This window comes from Simplicispira metamorpha (assembly GCF_004341365.1).
Lineage (GTDB): Bacteria > Pseudomonadota > Gammaproteobacteria > Burkholderiales > Burkholderiaceae_C > Simplicispira > Simplicispira metamorpha.
This window is the reverse complement of the sequence record NZ_SLXH01000005.1, coordinates 92,310-108,433: the sequence shown is the minus strand read 5'-3', so window position 1 is coordinate 108,433 and position 16,124 is coordinate 92,310. Positions and strand designations below refer to the sequence as shown.

At 67.1% G+C, this 16,124-nt stretch carries 14 protein-coding genes; 3 read left to right on the top strand and 11 right to left on the bottom strand.

The window, feature by feature from the left end:
- Positions 1 to 10 precede the first annotated feature (10 nt).
- The 9 genes from EV674_RS04270 to EV674_RS04230 form a co-directional block, all read right to left on the bottom strand.
- Complete coding sequence (locus EV674_RS04270; RefSeq protein ID WP_119012152.1) at positions 11 to 1,177, bottom strand: acyl-CoA dehydrogenase family protein; 1,167 nt, start codon at positions 1,175 to 1,177, stop codon at positions 11 to 13.
- Between the two features lie 61 nt (positions 1,178 to 1,238).
- Positions 1,239 to 2,426 (bottom strand): acetyl-CoA C-acyltransferase family protein, encoded by a 1,188-nt coding sequence (locus EV674_RS04265; RefSeq protein ID WP_119012151.1) that lies wholly within the window; start codon positions 2,424 to 2,426, stop codon positions 1,239 to 1,241.
- A 38-nt stretch (positions 2,427 to 2,464) separates the two neighbouring features.
- Positions 2,465 to 3,271 carry an enoyl-CoA hydratase/isomerase family protein gene (locus EV674_RS04260; RefSeq protein ID WP_119012150.1) on the bottom strand — a complete coding sequence of 269 codons (807 nt, stop codon included), beginning with the start codon at positions 3,269 to 3,271 and terminating at the stop codon, positions 2,465 to 2,467.
- Positions 3,272 to 3,419: 148 nt separating this feature from the next.
- Positions 3,420 to 5,231 (bottom strand): AMP-dependent synthetase/ligase, encoded by a 1,812-nt coding sequence (locus EV674_RS04255; RefSeq protein WP_119012208.1) that lies wholly within the window; start codon positions 5,229 to 5,231, stop codon positions 3,420 to 3,422.
- A 17-nt stretch (positions 5,232 to 5,248) separates the two neighbouring features.
- Complete coding sequence (locus tag EV674_RS04250; protein ID WP_119012149.1) at positions 5,249 to 6,082, bottom strand: ABC transporter ATP-binding protein; 834 nt, start codon at positions 6,080 to 6,082, stop codon at positions 5,249 to 5,251.
- Positions 6,083 to 6,096: 14 nt separating this feature from the next.
- Positions 6,097 to 7,290: an ABC transporter substrate-binding protein gene (locus EV674_RS04245; protein WP_119012148.1), complete on the bottom strand. Its 1,194-nt coding sequence runs from the start codon at positions 7,288 to 7,290 to the stop codon at positions 6,097 to 6,099.
- Between the two features lie 50 nt (positions 7,291 to 7,340).
- Complete coding sequence (locus tag EV674_RS04240; RefSeq protein ID WP_119012147.1) at positions 7,341 to 8,378, bottom strand: branched-chain amino acid ABC transporter permease; 1,038 nt, start codon at positions 8,376 to 8,378, stop codon at positions 7,341 to 7,343.
- A complete protein-coding gene (locus tag EV674_RS04235) occupies positions 8,378 to 9,259 on the bottom strand; it encodes a branched-chain amino acid ABC transporter permease (RefSeq protein ID WP_119012146.1) in 882 nt (293 codons plus the stop codon). Before EV674_RS04235 ends, EV674_RS04240 begins: the two co-directional genes overlap by 1 nt.
- Positions 9,256 to 10,116: an ABC transporter ATP-binding protein gene (locus tag EV674_RS04230; protein WP_119012145.1), complete on the bottom strand. Its 861-nt coding sequence runs from the start codon at positions 10,114 to 10,116 to the stop codon at positions 9,256 to 9,258. The genes EV674_RS04235 and EV674_RS04230 overlap by 4 nt, the downstream gene beginning before the upstream one ends.
- Before the next feature lie 125 nt (positions 10,117 to 10,241).
- Between EV674_RS04230 and EV674_RS04225 the strand changes: the two genes are divergently transcribed.
- Positions 10,242 to 10,988 carry a TetR/AcrR family transcriptional regulator gene (locus EV674_RS04225; RefSeq protein ID WP_119012144.1) on the top strand — a complete coding sequence of 249 codons (747 nt, stop codon included), beginning with the start codon at positions 10,242 to 10,244 and terminating at the stop codon, positions 10,986 to 10,988.
- A gap of 122 nt (positions 10,989 to 11,110) precedes the next feature.
- Here EV674_RS04225 and cueR read toward each other — a convergent pair whose 3' ends face one another.
- The gene (gene cueR, locus EV674_RS04220) at positions 11,111 to 11,545 is read right to left on the bottom strand and encodes a Cu(I)-responsive transcriptional regulator (protein ID WP_119012143.1); all 435 of its coding nucleotides are present in this window, start codon (positions 11,543 to 11,545) and stop codon (positions 11,111 to 11,113) included.
- On the bottom strand, positions 11,542 to 11,739 hold the full coding sequence (locus EV674_RS04215; protein WP_119012142.1) for a heavy-metal-associated domain-containing protein: 198 nt from the start codon (positions 11,737 to 11,739) through the stop codon (positions 11,542 to 11,544). Before EV674_RS04215 ends, cueR begins: the two co-directional genes overlap by 4 nt.
- A 201-nt stretch (positions 11,740 to 11,940) precedes the next feature.
- On the opposite strand from EV674_RS04215, the gene EV674_RS04210 reads away from it, so the two are divergent.
- Together EV674_RS04210 and EV674_RS04205 are read left to right on the top strand one after the other, a co-directional pair.
- Positions 11,941 to 14,331: a heavy metal translocating P-type ATPase gene (locus tag EV674_RS04210; RefSeq protein WP_119012141.1), complete on the top strand. Its 2,391-nt coding sequence runs from the start codon at positions 11,941 to 11,943 to the stop codon at positions 14,329 to 14,331.
- Between the two features lie 113 nt (positions 14,332 to 14,444).
- Positions 14,445 to 16,088: a methyl-accepting chemotaxis protein gene (locus EV674_RS04205; RefSeq protein ID WP_119012140.1), complete on the top strand. Its 1,644-nt coding sequence runs from the start codon at positions 14,445 to 14,447 to the stop codon at positions 16,086 to 16,088.
- The last annotated feature ends 36 nt before the right edge of the window (positions 16,089 to 16,124 follow it).

Here is a 16,124-nt window from a genome sequence, read left to right as displayed (position 1 = left end):
TATATCGGCTTTACCGCCCCAACAACCCTCGCGCCACCAGCTCTTTCATGATCTCGGAGGTGCCGCCGTAGATGCGCAGCACGCGCGCGTCTGTCCAGAAGCGGGCGATGGGGTATTCGGCCATGTAGCCGTAGCCGCCAAACAGTTGCAGGCACTGGTCGGCCACGCGGCCCATGAGTTCGCTGGTGTGCAGCTTCAGGGCCGAGGCGGCTTCGGGGCTGAGGTCGCCGCGCTGGTAGGCGTCCACGCTGGCGTTCAAAAACGCCTGGGCGGCGGCGATGTCGGTGGCGCAGGCGGCCAGCGTAAAGCGCGTGTTCTGGAACTGGCCAATGGCCTGGCCAAAGGCTTGGCGCTCTTGCACGTAGCGCTGCGTTACGTCGAGTGCGCCCTGGGCGCCGTGTACGGCCTGCACGCCGATGATGAGGCGCTCGCGCGGCAGCTCGCGCATCATCTGCGCAAAGCCCTGGCCTTCCACGCCGCCCAGCAGGGCGTCCAGCGGCACGCGCATATCTTCAAAGAACAGCTCGGAGGTGTCGCCCGCGTGCTGGCCCACTTTGTCCAGGTTGCGCCCGCGCGAGAAGCCGGGCGTGCTGGTGTCCACCAAAAACAGGCTCACGCCCTTGGCGCCCGCGCTGGGGTCGGTTTTGGCGGCCAGCACGATCAGGTGGCAGTTCTGGCCGTTGCTGATGAAAATTTTGCTGCCGTTGATGACGTAGTGGTCGCCGTCTTTGCGCGCCGTGGTGCGCAGCGCCTTGAGGTCGCTGCCCGCGCCGGGCTCGGTCATGCCGATGGCGGCAATGGCCTCGCCCCGGGCCATGCGCGGAAGCCAGTGGGCGCGCTGCGCCTCGGTGCCGCAGTGCAGCAGGTAGGGCGGGATGACGTCGTTGTGTACTTGCACGCCGCCCACCAGGCCGCCGTAGCCCCGGCGCGCCAGCACTTCGGTTACGGCAAACGAAAAATGCACGCTGGCGCCCGCGCCGCCGTAGGGCTCGGGCACGTCGGCGCACAGGTAGCCTTGCGCACCCATCTGCGTGAACAGGGCGCGCGGCACCTGCCCGGCGCGCTCCCAGTCGCGGTAGTGGGGCTCGATCTCGGCGTCGCAAAAGCGCTCCAGCGATTGGCGGAACAGGTCGAGTTCGGCGCGCTCGTCGGCGCTCAGGAAGTGGTTGGTCAGCATGGTGCTATGAAGATGAGAGCTGCCAGCGCTTGCCAGATAAGCGCTAGCGGCAAAAAAAGACTCAAACCCGTTCGAAGATGGCCGCAATGCCCTGGCCGCCGCCAATGCACATGGTCACCAGCGCGTAGCGGCCCCCGGTGCGGTGCAGTTCGGCAATGGCTTTGGTGGTGATGATGGCGCCGGTGGCGCCCACCGGGTGGCCCAGCGAGATGCCCGAGCCGTTGGGGTTGACGCGGGCGGGGTCAAAGCCCAGCTCCTGGATGACGGCGCAGGCCTGGGCGGCAAAGGCTTCGTTGGACTCGATCACGTCCAGGTCGGCCACCGTCAGGCCCGTGCGCGCCAGCACCTTTTGCGTGGCGGGCACGGGGCCGATGCCCATGTAGCCCGGCTCCACGCCGGCGTGGGCGTAGCCCACCAGGCGCGCCAGCGGCTTGACGCCCAGCGCGCCGATGCGGTCGCCCGCCACCAGCACCACGGCGCTGGCGCCGTCGTTGATGCCCGAGGCGTTGCCCGCCGTCACGGTGCCGTTGTCCTTTTGGAAGGCGGGCTTCATGCCTGCCAGCGCCTCCAGCGTGGTGCTGGCGCGCACGTGTTCATCTTCCTGGAACAGCACGGTGCCTTTGCGCGTGGCGATTTCTACCGGAACGATCTGCGCTTTGAAGTGGCCCGCTGCAATGGCAGCAGCGGCGCGCTGCTGGCTTTGCAGGGCCAGCTGGTCTTGCATCTCGCGCGTGATGCCGTAGCGCGCGGCCACGTTCTCGGCGGTGATGCCCATGTGCATTTTTTGCCAGGGGTCGTGCAGGATGCCCAGCATGTAGTCGATGCTTTTGGCGTCGCCCATGCGCGCGCCCCAGCGGGCGGCCTGGTCGAAGTAGGGGCCGCGGCTCATGCTCTCGCTGCCGCCGCCCACGGCCACGTCGCAGTCGCCGTAGCCAATGGCCTGCGCGGCGCTGATGATGGCCTGCAAGCCCGAGCCGCACAGGCGGTTGACGTTGAAGGCGGGCGTCTCAATAGGGCAACCGGCGTCGATGGCGGCCACGCGCGCCAGGTAGGCGTCTTTGGTGTCGGTGGGGATGACGTTGCCCATCACCACATGGCCCACGGCGTCGGGCGCGAGGCCGCTGCGCGCAATGGCGGCCTTCACGGCGGTGGTGGCCAGTTGGGTGTTGGGCACGTCTTTCAGGGCGCCGCCAAAGGTGCCGATGGCGGTGCGGGCGGTGCTGACAACAAAAACGTCGCGGTGGGACATGGTGGTGCTCCTGGAGGTGTCGGAAATAAAGGGTGCGTTCAGCGGCCCTGGAAGGCGGCGGGGCGTTTGGCGTAGAAGGCTTCAATGCCTTCGCGCAGGTCGTGCGTGCGGGCGCAGTCGCCAAAGGCCTGGGCCTCGGCGCTGAGTTGTTCGGGCAGGGCGCGGTCGAAGGCGCTGCGCAGCAGGCGGCGCATGTGGCCGTAGGCGCGCGTGGGGCCGTTGGCCAGTCGCTGGGCCAGTTGCTGCACGGCGGCGTCCAGCTCGGCGGCGGGCACGGCGCGGTGGATCAGGCCCCACTGCTGCGCCTGCACGGCGGTGAAGGCGTCGCCCAGCAGGGCAATCTCCAGCGCGCGGTTCAGGCCCACCAGGCGCGGCAGCGCCCACGAGGCGCCCACGTCGCAGCTGGTGCCCAGGTTGATGTAGGCGAGGTTGAAGCGCGTGGTGTCGGCGGCCAGCACCAGATCGGCTTGCAGCATCAGCGACAGGCCCGCCCCGGCGGCCACGCCGTGCACCTGGGCGATGACGGGGGCGTTCAGCTGGGCCAGCAGGGCCACGGCTTCGTTCAGCGGCGCCAGCAGGTCGGCGGCGCCTTGCACGGGGTCGGCGCGCAGGGTGGCCAGATCGCCCCCGGCCATGAAGCCTTTGCCCGCGCCGCACAGCACCACGCAGCGCACGCTGTCATCCTGGGCCAGGCTGCGCACGGCGGCCAGCAGCGCCTGGGCCATGGGCACATCCACGGCGTTGAGCGCACCGGGGCGGTGAAAGCGCAGCGTGGCGATGGCGCCGTTGCGCTCCAGCAGCAGCGGGGCGTCGGCGGGGGCGTCGGGGGGGTGGGGCAGGCTCATGGGGGACGGTTTGTTTGCTATGGATATGGGAGCTGATAGCGCACGTCTGTAGGTGGTTTCAGTATTGAATCGTGCTGAAACTGTCTGTGGGTGTGCGCTAGCAGCTTCTCTTTTAATAGCGCAGGCAGCGGGGTTGCGCCAGCGGTGCTCAGCGGTACAGGGCCTCGATTTCTGCGGCGTAGGTCTTGTAGATGCTGGAGCGGCGCACCTTCATGGTGGCGGTGACTTCGCCATCGTCGTGGTCGAGTTCTTTGGTCAGCAGGTGGAACTTGCGGATGTGCGACACCTGCGCCAAGCGCTCGTTGCCCTGGGCGATGGCCTGCTCTATCAGGGCGCGCACCTGCGGCATCTCCACCAGCGAGCGAAAGTGCGTGAACGCCAGGCGCTGGGCCTCGGCCCATTTGCCCACCGTCTCGTAGTCGATCATCACCAGCGCGCTGACAAACTTGCGCCCGTCGGCCACCACGATGCACTCCTTGATGTAGGGGCTGCCTTTCATGGTGTTCTCGATCTCGGAGGGCGTGAGGTTCTTGCCGCCCGCCGTGATCATGATGTCCTTGAGGCGGTCCACGATCTTGAGCTGGCCGCGCTCTTCGCGGATTACGTCGCCGGTGTGCAGCCAGCCGTCCTGGATGCTTTGCGCCGTGGCTTCGGGGTTTTTGTAGTACCCGGCAAACACCATCTCGCCCTTGATCTGGAACTCGCCCGCCTCGCCGATGCGCCACTGCACGCCCTGCGTGGGTGTGCCCACCGTGCCCACCACCACCTGGTCGCGCGGGTGGCCAGTGACCATGCCGCTCGATTCGGTCAGGCCATAGACCTCGATCAGCGGCACGCCCAGCACCCGAAAGAACCGCACCACGTCAGGCGGGATGGGCGCTGCGCCCGTCAGCGCCACCTGGGCGTTGCGCAGGCCGATGAAGTTTTGCAGCGCGCGCAGCACCGTCCAGTAGCTGGCAAAGTAGCGGGCCTTGTCGGCCAGGCTCCATTGGCTGCGGGGTTTTTCTGCGAGGTGGGCGCAGGCGGCGTAGGCCCGATCAAACAGCGCGCGGCGCAGGCCGCCGGTTTCTTGCAGCTTGATGCTGATGGCGGCGTGCATTTTTTCCCAAATGCGGGGCACGCCCAGAAACATGGTGGGCGCCACTTCGCGCAGGTCTTCCTGCACGGTGCGGATGGATTCGCCAAAGTTCACCTGCGAGCCCAGGTACAGCGGGCAGAACGTGGTCAGCATCTGCTCGGCCACGTGGCACAGCGGCAGGTAAGACAGGTGCGTGGTGTCGGCCGACAGGCCCAGGCGCTCGATGATGCCGGGCGCGGCGCCGCGCATGTTGCGCCACGAAATCATCGCGCCCTTGGGCTTGCCGGTGGAGCCCGAGGTGTAGATCATCAGCCCGGTGTCGTCGAGCTGCTGGCGCGCCAGCGCCTGGTCGATGAGGGTGGTGTCGCGCGTTTGCGCGCCCAGCGCCTCGACCTCGGCAAAGGTGCAGATCAGGCGGCGCATCTCGGGGTCGTGGCTGCGCAGGCCCTTGGTTTCCATGACCACGATTTTTTTCAGGCGGGGCAGCTCGGACAGGGCGGCGAGCACCTTGTCGGTTTGCTCCTGGTCTTCGCAGACCATGACCTCGATGTCGGCGTGGCCCACCACGTAGGCCACCTCGTGCGTCGGGCTGGTGGGGTACACGCCCACCGTGACGGCGCCGACCAGGCCCGCGCCCATTTGCGCCAGCACCCATTCGATGCGGTTCTCGGAGATCACGCCCACGTGGCCGTTGTCGGGCAGGCCCAGCGCGCGCAGGCCCAGGCCGAAGTGGCAGGCGCGGCGGTAGTAGTCGGCCCAGGTAAAGGGCTTCCAGATGCCGAAGTCCTTTTGCCGGATGGCGATGCGCGTGGCGTCCGTGCGTGCGCGTTCGCGCAGCATTTGCACCAGGGTCAGTTCAGGAAGGGGGGTGGAAACAGACATATCGGACTCGCGCGCAGTCATGACAACCAACGCTTGCGGCGTTTGTAGTGCTTGATTTCTTTGAAGCTCTTGGCCTCGCCACCGCCGCCCATGCCGAGGTAGAACTCGCGCACGTCGGGGTCGCTGGCCAGCCGTTCGGCAGAGCCGTCGATGACGATCTTGCCGTTTTCCATGATGTAGCCGCTGTGCGCCACGGCCAGCGCCACGGTGGCGTTTTGCTCCACCAGCAGCATGGAGGTGCCGCGCTCGGCGTTGATGCGGGCAATGATGGTGAAGATGTCCTCCACCAGCTTGGGCGACAGGCCCAGCGAGGGCTCGTCCAGCAAGATCAGCTGGGGCTGGGCGATGAGCGCGCGGCCAATGGCCAGCATCTGCTGCTCGCCGCCCGACAGGTACCCGGCCAGGCCCTTGCGCCGCTCGTGCAGGCGCGGAAAGTATTCATAGACCAGATCAAAGTCGGGCTTGGGCGCGCCGTGCGCGGTGTGGGGGCGGCCCGTGAGGGCGTAGGTGGCGGCGATCAGGTTTTCTTCGACCGTGAGGTCTTCAAACACCCGGCGCCCTTCCATCACGTGCGACAGGCCCGCGCGCACCAGCTGCTGGGGTGCGTGCTGCGCCGTGCTCTGGCCGTTGAACAAGATGGTGCCCGCATCGAGCGTGCCATCTTCCAGCGCCAGCAGGCCCGACACCGCTTTGAGCGTGGTGCTCTTGCCCGCCCCGTTGCTGCCCAGCAGGGCCACGATCTGGCCGCGTGGCACGACCAGGGACAGGCCACGCAGGGCCTGCACCACTTTGTTGTAGATGACCTCGATGTTGTTGACGGCGAGGACGTGGTCCGTGGACGGCTGGGTCATGGTGCGCTCAGGGATTACAGGGTGATCCAGTCGGAGGCGGGCAGCATCTTCTGCGCCTTCATGTCGGCCTTGTAGACGCGGCCCACGGGGATGGAGTTGCCCTTGATGGTGACGGGCACGCCGATCAGGCCACCGGTGTCGAAGTCCTTGATGGAGTTGAGCGCGGCCTTGAGGTTGGTGCCGTTGAGGGGCTTGCCCGCCTCCAGGCAGCGTTTGGCCGATTCGGTGAACAGCATGGCGGCCAGAAAGCCTTGCATGTAGGCCGTGCTCTGGTACTCGGGGCGCATGGCGCGGATCTTGTCCAGCATGGGCGCCTTGGCCGAGGTGTCGTAGTAGTAGCGGTAGGGCATCACGCCCATGAAGCCGTCGCCTGCGGGGCCCATCTTCATGACGGTGGAGCTGTCCATCGTCCAGAAGGTGCCCATCCATTTGCTGGTCATGCCCATTTGCTTGCCCTGGGTGATGAACTCGGGGATGGGCGCCAGGATGTAGCCGTGGAAGATGGTGTAGTCGGGCGCGGCGCGGCGCAGCTTGATGACTTCGGTGGACACGTCCACGCTGCCTGCGGGCGTCATGATCTTGACGGGCACCGACAGGCCCAGCTTTTTGGCCAGCGCTTCGCTCTCGTCGATGGGGTCGCGGCCAAACTCGGAGTCGGAATAGACGAAGGCCACCTTGGCGCCGGGCTTTTCCTGGGCGATGTGTTTCAGCAGGATGCCGAACATCTCGGTGTAGTCGGGGCCGACCAGGAACTGGTGGGGGTACTTTTTGGGGTCGTTCAGCTCGGTGGCAAACGAGGCGCCCGCCATCATGATGGCGCCGTTGCGCTCCAGCTCGGGGTTGATGGTTTTGGAGAAACCGGTGGAGTCGCCGTAGTACAGGTTGACCTTGTTCTGGCTGGTGATCTTCTTGAAGGTGGCCACCGACACATCGACCTTGTAGCCCGTGTCTTCGGGCACGTACTTGAGCTTGCGGCCCTTGATGCCACCGGCGTCGTTGGTGATCTTCACGTAGTCCTGGATGCCGGCGTTGATGCCCACGCCCGCAAAGGCGAACACGCCGGTCATGGGGATGGAGCCGCCGATGACGATGTCTTCGGTGCCCTGCGCCAGCACCGACAGCGGGTGCGTGAGCGCAGCAGCGCCTGCGGCTGCGGCGGCGCCCAGCATCAGGCTGCGGCGTTGGCTGGAAATGCGTTGGTTGTCCATGCGTGTCTCCTTGGGTTGGTTGTGTGGTGGCATGAAAACAGTGGCGGGGCCTAGTTGCGGAAGGGCCAGAGGTGGAAGAAGCGGCGCACGCGGCGCCACATTTCCGCCAGGCCGTGGGGCTCGAACACCAGAAAGCCGATGATCAACAGGCCAAAAATGATGGTGCGCACGGGCGAGAGGAACACCGTGTATTCGGCGCTGTTGGGCAGCAGGTCGAACACCAGCTTGAGCAGCTCGGGCACCATGGTCATGAACACCGCGCCCAGGATGCCGCCCAGAATCGTGCCCATGCCGCCGACGATGATGGCCGCCAGGAAGAAGATGGACATCAAGAGCGGAAAGCTCTCGGGCGTGACCACGCGGAAGAAGTACGCCCACAGCCCGCCCGCCACCCCGGCGTAGAACGAGGACAGGCCAAACGACAGCAGCTTGTAGCGCAACAGCGGAATGCCCAGCACCTCGGCAGAGATGTCGCGGTCGCGGATGGCGATGAAGGCGCGGCCAATGCGGGTGCGAAACAGGTTGGCTGCGCCCAGCAGCATCACGATGGTGATGGGCACGATCACCCAGTACAGCCGGAACGACGTGTCCAGCGGCATGCCCAGCAGGCTGGCCGGCGGGATGGACAGGCCGCCCGTGCCCCCGGTGAACGACCAGTTGGCAAAAATGAAATGGGCGATGAACGAGGCCGCAATGGTGGCAATGGCCAGGTACAGGCCCTTGACGCGCAGCGACGGAATGCCCACCACGATGCCGCCCAGCATGGCCACGAAACCACCGGCCAGCAGGTTCAGCAAGAACGGCGTGCCCAGCCGCGTCTCCATCACCGCCACGGTGTAGGCGCCCAGCCCCATGAAGGCCGCCTGCCCCAGGCTGACCAGGCCGGTGTAGCCGGTCAGGATGTTCAGCCCGGTGGCGCTGGCCACGTTGATGCTGACCAGGCAGGCCAGGTACAGCCAGTAGTCGCTGGCCATGAACGGGAACAGCACCAGCAGTGCCGCTGCCACGGCCAGCCAGGTCTTTTGTGTGCGCGAGTCGAACAGCGCCGCGTCGGCGATGTAGCTCTCTTTGAGGGTGCCGATTCTCATCAGAGTCTTTCGATTTCGTGGGTGCCAAACAGGCCGTAGGGGCGCACCATCAAGATGGCCACCAGAACAAGGAAGGTGGCCAGCAGCTTGTATTCGCCGCCCAGGTAGCTGCCCGCCAGGGCCTCCACCAGACCAATCAGCAAACCGCCGACGAGCGCGCCCAGCACGCTGTCGAGCCCGCCGACGATGACCACCACCAGCACCGACAGGCCAAACACGCCCATGCTGGACGAGATGCCGCCAATCGAGCCGACGATGATCCCGGAGACGGCGGCGATCATGGCCGACACCACCCAGGCCAGCGAGAACACGCGCGGCACGTTGATGCCCACCGAGTACGCCGCCGCCTGGTCAGACGCCGTGGCCCGCAGTGCCACGCCGCCGCGCCAGAAGCGAAACACCAGCAGCACGGCGGCAATGAACACCACCGCCACCACCGCGCCCCAGAACACCTTGGGCGCCAGGAAGGCCTCGCCCACCATGATGGGTTGCGTGGGCATGAACTCGGGCAGGCGGCGCTGGTCGGCGCTCCAGATCATCTCGACCAGGCCCACCAGCACCGAGGCCAGGCCCACCGTGACCATGAACACCGAGATCGGTGGCTCGCCCAGCAGCGGGCGGATCATGGTGCGCTCGATCACCGCGCCCAGCAGGCCCGTGCCCAGCACGGCGGCCGGAATGGCCAGCCACAGCGGCAGCGCAAACATCGAGGCAAAGGTGAAGAACAGGTAGGCGCCCACCATCAGCAGCTCGCCGATGGCGATGTTGACCACGCGCGTGGCCTTGTAAACCATCACAAAGGCCAGCGCGGCCAGTGCGTACAAACCGCCCCCGGACAGACCGGTGAGGCAAATTTCAAAAAGGTAGGCCCAATCCATCATGCGACTCCTGCGGCGTTGGCGGGGGTGCTGGCGTGCAGCTTGCGGCGCAGGTCGTGGACATCGCCCGAGCCCAGATAAGCCTTGATGACTTCGGGGTTGCCCTGCACGGCGGCGGGCTGGCCCTGGGCAATCACCTGGCCGAAGTTGAGCACCACCACGTGGTCAGACAAGTCCATCACCATGCCCATGTCGTGCTCGACCATCAGCACCGTGACGCCCCATTCGTCGCGCACATCGAGGATGAAGCGCGCCATGTCTTCGGTTTCTTCGCGGTTCATGCCGGCCACGGGCTCATCGAGCATCAGGATTTGCGGCTGCATGGCCAGGGCGCGGGCCATTTCCACGCGCTTTTGCAGGCCGTAAGACAGGGCCGACACCGGCGCGTGGCGGATGTGGTCGATCTCCAGGAAGTCGATGATGCGCTCCTCGATGTCGGCGCGCAGCGCGGCCTCTTCGCGCCGGGCACGGCCAAAGTACAGCAGCGCGTCCAGCACGTTGGTGTTCAGGTGGGCGTGGCGCCCGAGCTTGATGTTGTCCAGCACCGTCATGCCACGGAACAGCGCAATGTTCTGGAAACTGCGCCCCAGCCCCATCCTGGCGCGCTGCGGTGCAGGGATGCGGGTGATGTCCTGGCCCTTGAAGCGGATGCTGCCGCCCGTGGGCCGGTAAAAGCCCGAGATGGTGTTGAACAGCGATGTTTTGCCCGCGCCGTTGGGCCCGATCACGGCAGTGATGGAGCCAGGCTGTACGTCAAAGCCCACGCCGGTCAGGGCTTTGACGCCACCGAACGCCAGCGTCACGCCATCGACTTGCAGCAGGGGGGCGGCAGGGCTGCCGCCAGGGTGTTTTGTCTCCATCGGTCTCTTATTCGGGTTTGTGCGAACCGTGAAAAATCTACTTTTACGTAGACTATTTACTTCTGAGTAGATTTTGGGATGCGCAGCCACTGTCCGCATTGGTACTTTCCCTGTGTAATACCGCCATGACTGAGCCGACTCCCGCCAAAAAAAGAAAAGCCGCCCCTGCGACTTCCGCCATCGCTTCGCCCTGGGCGAGCGCGCCCGACCGCGAGCAGCAGCGCGAGGCCAAACGCCACGCGGTGTTGAGCACCGCAGCGCAGTTGTTCAATGAAAAGGGCTTCCATGCCACGTCGCTGGACGACATCGCCGCGCGGCTGAACGTGACCAAGCCGACGCTGTACTACTACGTCAAGAACAAAGACCAGATCCTGATCGAGTGCGTGCGCCAGGGCCTGGAGATGACCATTGAGGGCATCGAAGCCTCGCGCGCTGCCGGTGGCAAGGCCATTGACCAGCTCATGGCCTGCATGCAGGTGTATGCGCACATCGTCACCCAGCCTTTTGGCATGTGCCTGATCCGTGTGGGCGATGAGGAGCTGCCCCCCGACAGCCGCAAAGAGCTGCGCCGGCTCAAGTCCGGCATTGACCAGGCGTTTCGGCGCCTGGTGGCCGCAGGCGTGGAAGAGGGCTCGCTGCAACCGTGCGACCCCAAGATGACCGCGTTTGTGATTGCCGGTGCGCTGAGCTGGATTGGCCGCTGGTACCAAAGCGGCGGCGAGTACACGCCCGAGCAGATCGCCCAGCAGTGCATCACCACCCTGTGCGAGGGCGTGCTGCGCCGGGCCGATGTGCCGGCGGTGGCACGGGCTGCGCCCGCAGAGACTGCCCCGGTGGCCCCGGCGCGCAAGCCACGGGCTGCAAAAAAGTGAGCGCTTAGCGCAGGTTGCGCGCAGGTTTCAGATATTTTTTGGTCTCAAAGCACCGCTGGACGTGCGCTATAAGCTATTGATTTGATAGTGAATCGCAGCCCCCGCGCTGCAGTCCAGTCCCGCTACAGCCGCTGGCCCGCTGCCGCCAGGTCGTCCAGGATGGGGCAGTTGGGCCGCTCGTTGCCCTGGCAGCACGACACCAGCGTTTGCAGGGTGCGCTGCATGGCCTGCATGGCGGCGATGCGCGCGCCCAGGTCGTCGATGTGGGCTTGGGCAATGCGCTTGACCTGGCTGCTGGCACGCTCCTGGTCTTGCCACAGTTGCAGCAACGCGCGGATTTCTTCTATCGAAAAGCCCAGCACCCGCGCGCGCCCGATAAAGCGCAGCGCGTGTACGTCGGCCTCGGCGTACTGGCGGTAGCCGCTATCGGTGCGGGCCACGGGCGCCAGCAGGCCCAGCGATTCGTAGTGGCGCACCATGCGCGCCGAGATGCCTGCACGGCGCGCGGCCTGGCCAATGGCCACAGGCCAGGCCTGGGCGCTGGCGCGTGCGGTCATGGCGCGACTTGGTAGCCTTCTGCGGCGATGGCAGCGGCCAGGGCCTCGCGCGGCTGGGTGCTGTCCACCTCGACGCGGTGCTGCGCGCGGTCAATGCGCACCTGGGCCTGCGGGTCAAGTTCCAGCACGGCGTCGGTGACGGCACGCTCGCAGTGGCCGCAGGTCATGCCCTGGACGTCAAATTGGTGTTGCATGGTGGTGGCTCCGGTGTGAGTGAATGATGGTTGCCATCATGAACCTTGCCATCGTGGCAAGGTCAAGCCCCGCGCTGCACCATGGCCCCGGTGCGGGGGGGCGGCCTGCGCCCTGCGCGCGGGCGCCATGGGGCACCGCTGGATCGTTGATACGGCACCAGGGCTTGACCTTGCCACGCTGTGAAGGATTACCGTAGCGCCATGAACACCTCCGCCCCCACCCCGGCAGCGCCCCAGGCCAGCGCTACCCCGGACACCACGCCTGCCACCGCCCCGGCCTTTGTGCCTGAACCGGCTGCCTCTGCGCCGGCGCACACGCTGGACTTGTCCATTGGCGGCATGACCTGTGCGAGCTGCTCGGGCCGTGTCGAGCGCGCCCTGGGCAAGGTGCCGGGCGTGCAGCAGGCCACCGTGAACCTGGCCACCGAGTCGGCGCGCGTGCAGTTCACCCCGCCCGAGGGGGGCGACGCCGCCATGGAGGCGCTGCTCCGCCGCGCCGTGCGCAACGCCGGTTACGAGCCACTCACGCCCGCTGCCAGCGCTGCGCGCGAGCAGGACGATTCGCCCTGGGCCGGGTTTGCGCCGGTGGCCATCGGGCTGGTGCTGTCGTTGCCGCTGGTGCTGCCCATGCTGGGCGACCTGTTCGGCGCGCACTGGATGCTGCCGGCCTGGGCGCAGTTCGTGCTGGCCACGCCGGTGCAGTTCATTCTGGGCGCGCGCTTTTACCAGGCGGGCTGGCATGCGGCCAAGGCGCTATCGGGCAACATGGATTTGCTGGTGGCCATTGGCACCAGTGCGGGCTGGGGCTTGTCGGTGTGGCTGTGGCTCACCGCCCACCCGGGGCACACGCCGCACCTGTACTTCGAGGCGTCGGCGGTGGTCATCACGCTGGTGCTGCTGGGCAAGTGGCTGGAGGCACGCGCCAAGCACCAGACCACGGCGGCCATCCGCGCCCTGCACGGCCTGCGGCCCGATGTGGCGCACCTGCTGGGCAAAACCGGCGAGGTCGATGTGCCCGTGGCCGAGGTGATGGTGGGCGACCGGCTGGTGGTGCGCCCCGGCGAGCGCATCCCCGTCGATGGCGTGCTGCTGGAGGGCGACACGCAGGTGGACGAATCCATGCTGACGGGCGAGCCGCTGCCCGTGGCCAAGGCGCAGGGCGATGGCTTGACGGGCGGCGCCATCAACGGCGAGGGCCGCATCGTGCTGCAAGTGCGCGCCGTGGGCGCGGAGACGGTGCTCTCGCGCATCATCCGGCTGGTGGAGGATGCGCAGGCCGCCAAGGCACCGATACAGCGGTTGGTGGACCAGGTGGCCAACGTCTTTGTGCCCGTGGTGCTGCTGATTGCGCTGTGTACCTTCCTGGGCTGGTGGTGGGCGGGCGTGGGCATGGAGGTGGCACTGATCCGCGCCGTGGCGGTGCTGGTGATTGCCTGCCCCTGCGCGCTGGGGCTGGCCACGCCCGCCGCCATCATGGCGGGCACGGGTGTGGCGGCCCGGCACGGCATCCTCATCAAGGACGCGCAGGCGCTGGAGCTGGCCCACCGCGTGGACACCGTGGCCTTTGACAAGACCGGCACCCTCACCGTGGGCCAACCGCGCCTGACGGCGTTTCACGTGGAACCGGGCCAGGACGAAGCCGCGCTGCTGGCGGCGCTGGCGGCAGTGCAAAGCGGCAGCGAGCACCCGCTGGCCCGTGCTGTGGTGCAGGCCGCGCACGACCGGGGGCTGGACGTGGCCGCGCCCGGCGCGGTGCGCGCCGTGCCTGGGCGCGGCACCGAGGGCACCGTGGGCGCGCGCAGCTACCTGGTGGGCAGCCTGCGCTGGATGGACGAGCTGGGCGTGGCGCTGGGCCCGCTGGCTGCGCAAGCGCAGCAGTGGCAAAGCGAGGGCGCCACGGTGTCGGCGGTGGCGGTGCGTGTGCAGGCCCGTGCAGAAAACGATGCGCCTCCTGCCGGTGCCGATACAGGCGCTGCGCCCGGTCTGCAATTGCAGGCCCTGCTGGCCTTTGGCGACGAGCCCAAGCCCGGCGCGCGCGCGGCGCTGGCGCAGCTGCACGAACGCGGCATCCGCACGGTGATGATCTCGGGCGACAACCGGGGCGCTGCCCTGGCCATGGCGCAGCGCCTGGGCCTGGACGCCGCCGATGTGCGCGCCGACGTGCTGCCCGGTGACAAGGCCGCCCAGGTGCGCGCCTTGCAGCAAGGCGATGGTCACCCCGGGGGCCATGTGGTCGCCATGGTGGGCGATGGCGTCAACGATGCGCCCGCGCTGGCCGCTGCCGATGTCGGCATGGCCATGGGCAACGGCACCGATGTGGCCATGCACGCCGCCGGTATCACGCTGATGCGCGGCGACCCGGCACTGGTGGCGGCGGCGCTGGATATCTCGCGCCGCACGGTGCGCAAAATCCGGCAAAACCTGTTCTGGGCCTTTGCCTACAACGTCGCCGGCATCCCGCTGGCCGCGCTGGGCTACTTGAGCCCGGTGGTGGCCGGGGCGGCCATGGCGCTCAGTTCGGTCAGCGTGGTGACCAACGCACTGCTGCTCAAACGCTGGCGCATGCCACAAAACGGGGTGAAACCGATGTGACAACCACCTATGCGCAGGCTTGGCAGGCGGTGGCAAACTGCAACGCTTCGTTGCATTTGAACTGGCCACGGGCGCTGTGCCTGTGGCGCTCACCCTTACCGAGAGGAAGACACATGACGATCCAGGCGCTCATGAGGCAATTCACCATCCGTTTTCGCATGCTGAGCGCCATCGCGGTGGTGATGGGGCTGCTGGGCATGCTGGGGGGCGCGGGCATGCTGGGCATGTTCCGCATCCAGGCCATGAGCGCCGAGTTTGTGGCCCACGAGTTCAAAGAAGTCGGGCACATGGGCGACTTGCGCGCTGCGCTGGGCACGGTGCGCCAGCACGAGAAGGACATGATCATCCACTACGAAAAGCCCGCAGCGGTGAAGAAGGCGCACACCCAGTGGCTGACCAGCCTGGAAGATGCCAAAAAAGTGGCCAACCGTTTTCTGGAAGGCGCCGAGGATGAGGACAACACCATCATTCGCACCCTGGTGCAGCGGCTGGACAGTTACCGCGAGCAGTTTGCCCATGTGGCGCGCCAGCTCGAAGCCGGCGGCTATGACACGGCCACCATTGCCAACCGCATGAGTGGCAAGGCCGTGGCCGAGTTCGAGGCGGCAGACAAACTGGTGCAGGAGCTGGGCGCTTTGCTGGACGCCGAAGTGCAGGCATCGGAAAAAGCGCAAATGGATGCGGGCACCCAGACCAAATGGCTGTTCGGGCTGGCTGTGCTGCTCATGATTGTGGTGGTGGTGCCCCTGACCTGGCTCAACATGCAGGCCATCTGCAAGCCGCTGGAGCAGGCCCAGCGGATGGCGCTGGCCATTGCCGGGGGCGATTTGTCGCAACGCATTGATGCCCAGGGCCGCGATGAGGCTGCCGACCTGCAACGCGCCCTGGCCCAGATGCAGCAGGGCCTGAGCGCGCTGGTGGCGCAGGTGCGCGATGCCAGCGGCAGCATTGCCACGGCCAGCGCGCAAATCGCCATGGGCAACCAGGACTTGTCGGTGCGCACCGAGCAGACCGCCAGCAACGCGCAAGAGGCGGTGACTTCGCTCTCGCAGCTGACCAGCACGGTGCAGCAGACGGCCACGTCCTCGCAGATGGCCAATCAGCTGTCGGTGTCGGCCTCGGGCACGGCCACGCGCGGCGGCGCGGTGGTGGAGCAGGCGGTGGCGGGCATGCACGGCATCTCGGTGGCCAGCCGCAAGATTGCCGACATCATCGGCGTGATCGATGGCATCGCCTTCCAGACCAACATCCTGGCGCTCAACGCCGCCGTGGAAGCGGCCCGCGCGGGCGAACAAGGCCGGGGCTTTGCCGTGGTGGCCAGCGAGGTGCGCAGCCTGGCGCAGCGCAGCGCCGCCGCCGCCAAGGAAATCAAGCAGCTGATTGACGACAGCGTCAGCGCCGTCGAAGGCGGCGTGCGCCATGTGGAAGACGCGGGCAAGACCATGCAGGAGATCGTGGGCAGCGTGCAGCGCGTGGGCGACATCATTGGCGAGATCACGGCGGCGGCCTCCGAGCAGTCGGCGGGCATCGGCCAGGTCAACCAGTCGGTGGGCGAGATTGACCGCATGACGCAGCAAAACGCCGCCCTGGTCGAAGAGTCGGCGGCGGCGGCCGAGTCGCTGCGCGAGCAGGCCGATCGCCTGTCGCAGGTGGTGCAGCAGTTCCGGTTGGCCGAAGGGGTGCAGGATGGGCAGGCACTGGCGCCCACCCGCGCTGCGGCCCGGCACCGCACCCAGGCCATGGCACGGCTGGCCTGAGCGCGCACCGCGCCCCGGGTGTGGTCAACCCGGGTG

Coding starts and splice junctions, on each gene's coding strand:
- EV674_RS04270 (WP_119012152.1), bottom strand. CDS start 1,177: ATGCTGACCAACCACTTCCTGAGCGCCGACGAGCGCGCCGAACTCGAC.
- EV674_RS04265 (WP_119012151.1), bottom strand. CDS start 2,426: ATGTCCCACCGCGACGTTTTTGTTGTCAGCACCGCCCGCACCGCCATC.
- EV674_RS04260 (WP_119012150.1), bottom strand. CDS start 3,271: ATGAGCCTGCCCCACCCCCCCGACGCCCCCGCCGACGCCCCGCTGCTG.
- EV674_RS04255 (WP_119012208.1), bottom strand. CDS start 5,231: ATGTCTGTTTCCACCCCCCTTCCTGAACTGACCCTGGTGCAAATGCTG.
- EV674_RS04250 (WP_119012149.1), bottom strand. CDS start 6,082: ATGACCCAGCCGTCCACGGACCACGTCCTCGCCGTCAACAACATCGAG.
- EV674_RS04245 (WP_119012148.1), bottom strand. CDS start 7,290: ATGGACAACCAACGCATTTCCAGCCAACGCCGCAGCCTGATGCTGGGC.
- EV674_RS04240 (WP_119012147.1), bottom strand. CDS start 8,378: ATGAGAATCGGCACCCTCAAAGAGAGCTACATCGCCGACGCGGCGCTG.
- EV674_RS04235 (WP_119012146.1), bottom strand. CDS start 9,259: ATGATGGATTGGGCCTACCTTTTTGAAATTTGCCTCACCGGTCTGTCC.
- EV674_RS04230 (WP_119012145.1), bottom strand. CDS start 10,116: ATGGAGACAAAACACCCTGGCGGCAGCCCTGCCGCCCCCCTGCTGCAA.
- EV674_RS04225 (WP_119012144.1), top strand. CDS start 10,242: ATGACTGAGCCGACTCCCGCCAAAAAAAGAAAAGCCGCCCCTGCGACT.
- cueR (WP_119012143.1), bottom strand. CDS start 11,545: ATGACCGCACGCGCCAGCGCCCAGGCCTGGCCTGTGGCCATTGGCCAG.
- EV674_RS04215 (WP_119012142.1), bottom strand. CDS start 11,739: ATGCAACACCAATTTGACGTCCAGGGCATGACCTGCGGCCACTGCGAG.
- EV674_RS04210 (WP_119012141.1), top strand. CDS start 11,941: ATGAACACCTCCGCCCCCACCCCGGCAGCGCCCCAGGCCAGCGCTACC.
- EV674_RS04205 (WP_119012140.1), top strand. CDS start 14,445: ATGACGATCCAGGCGCTCATGAGGCAATTCACCATCCGTTTTCGCATG.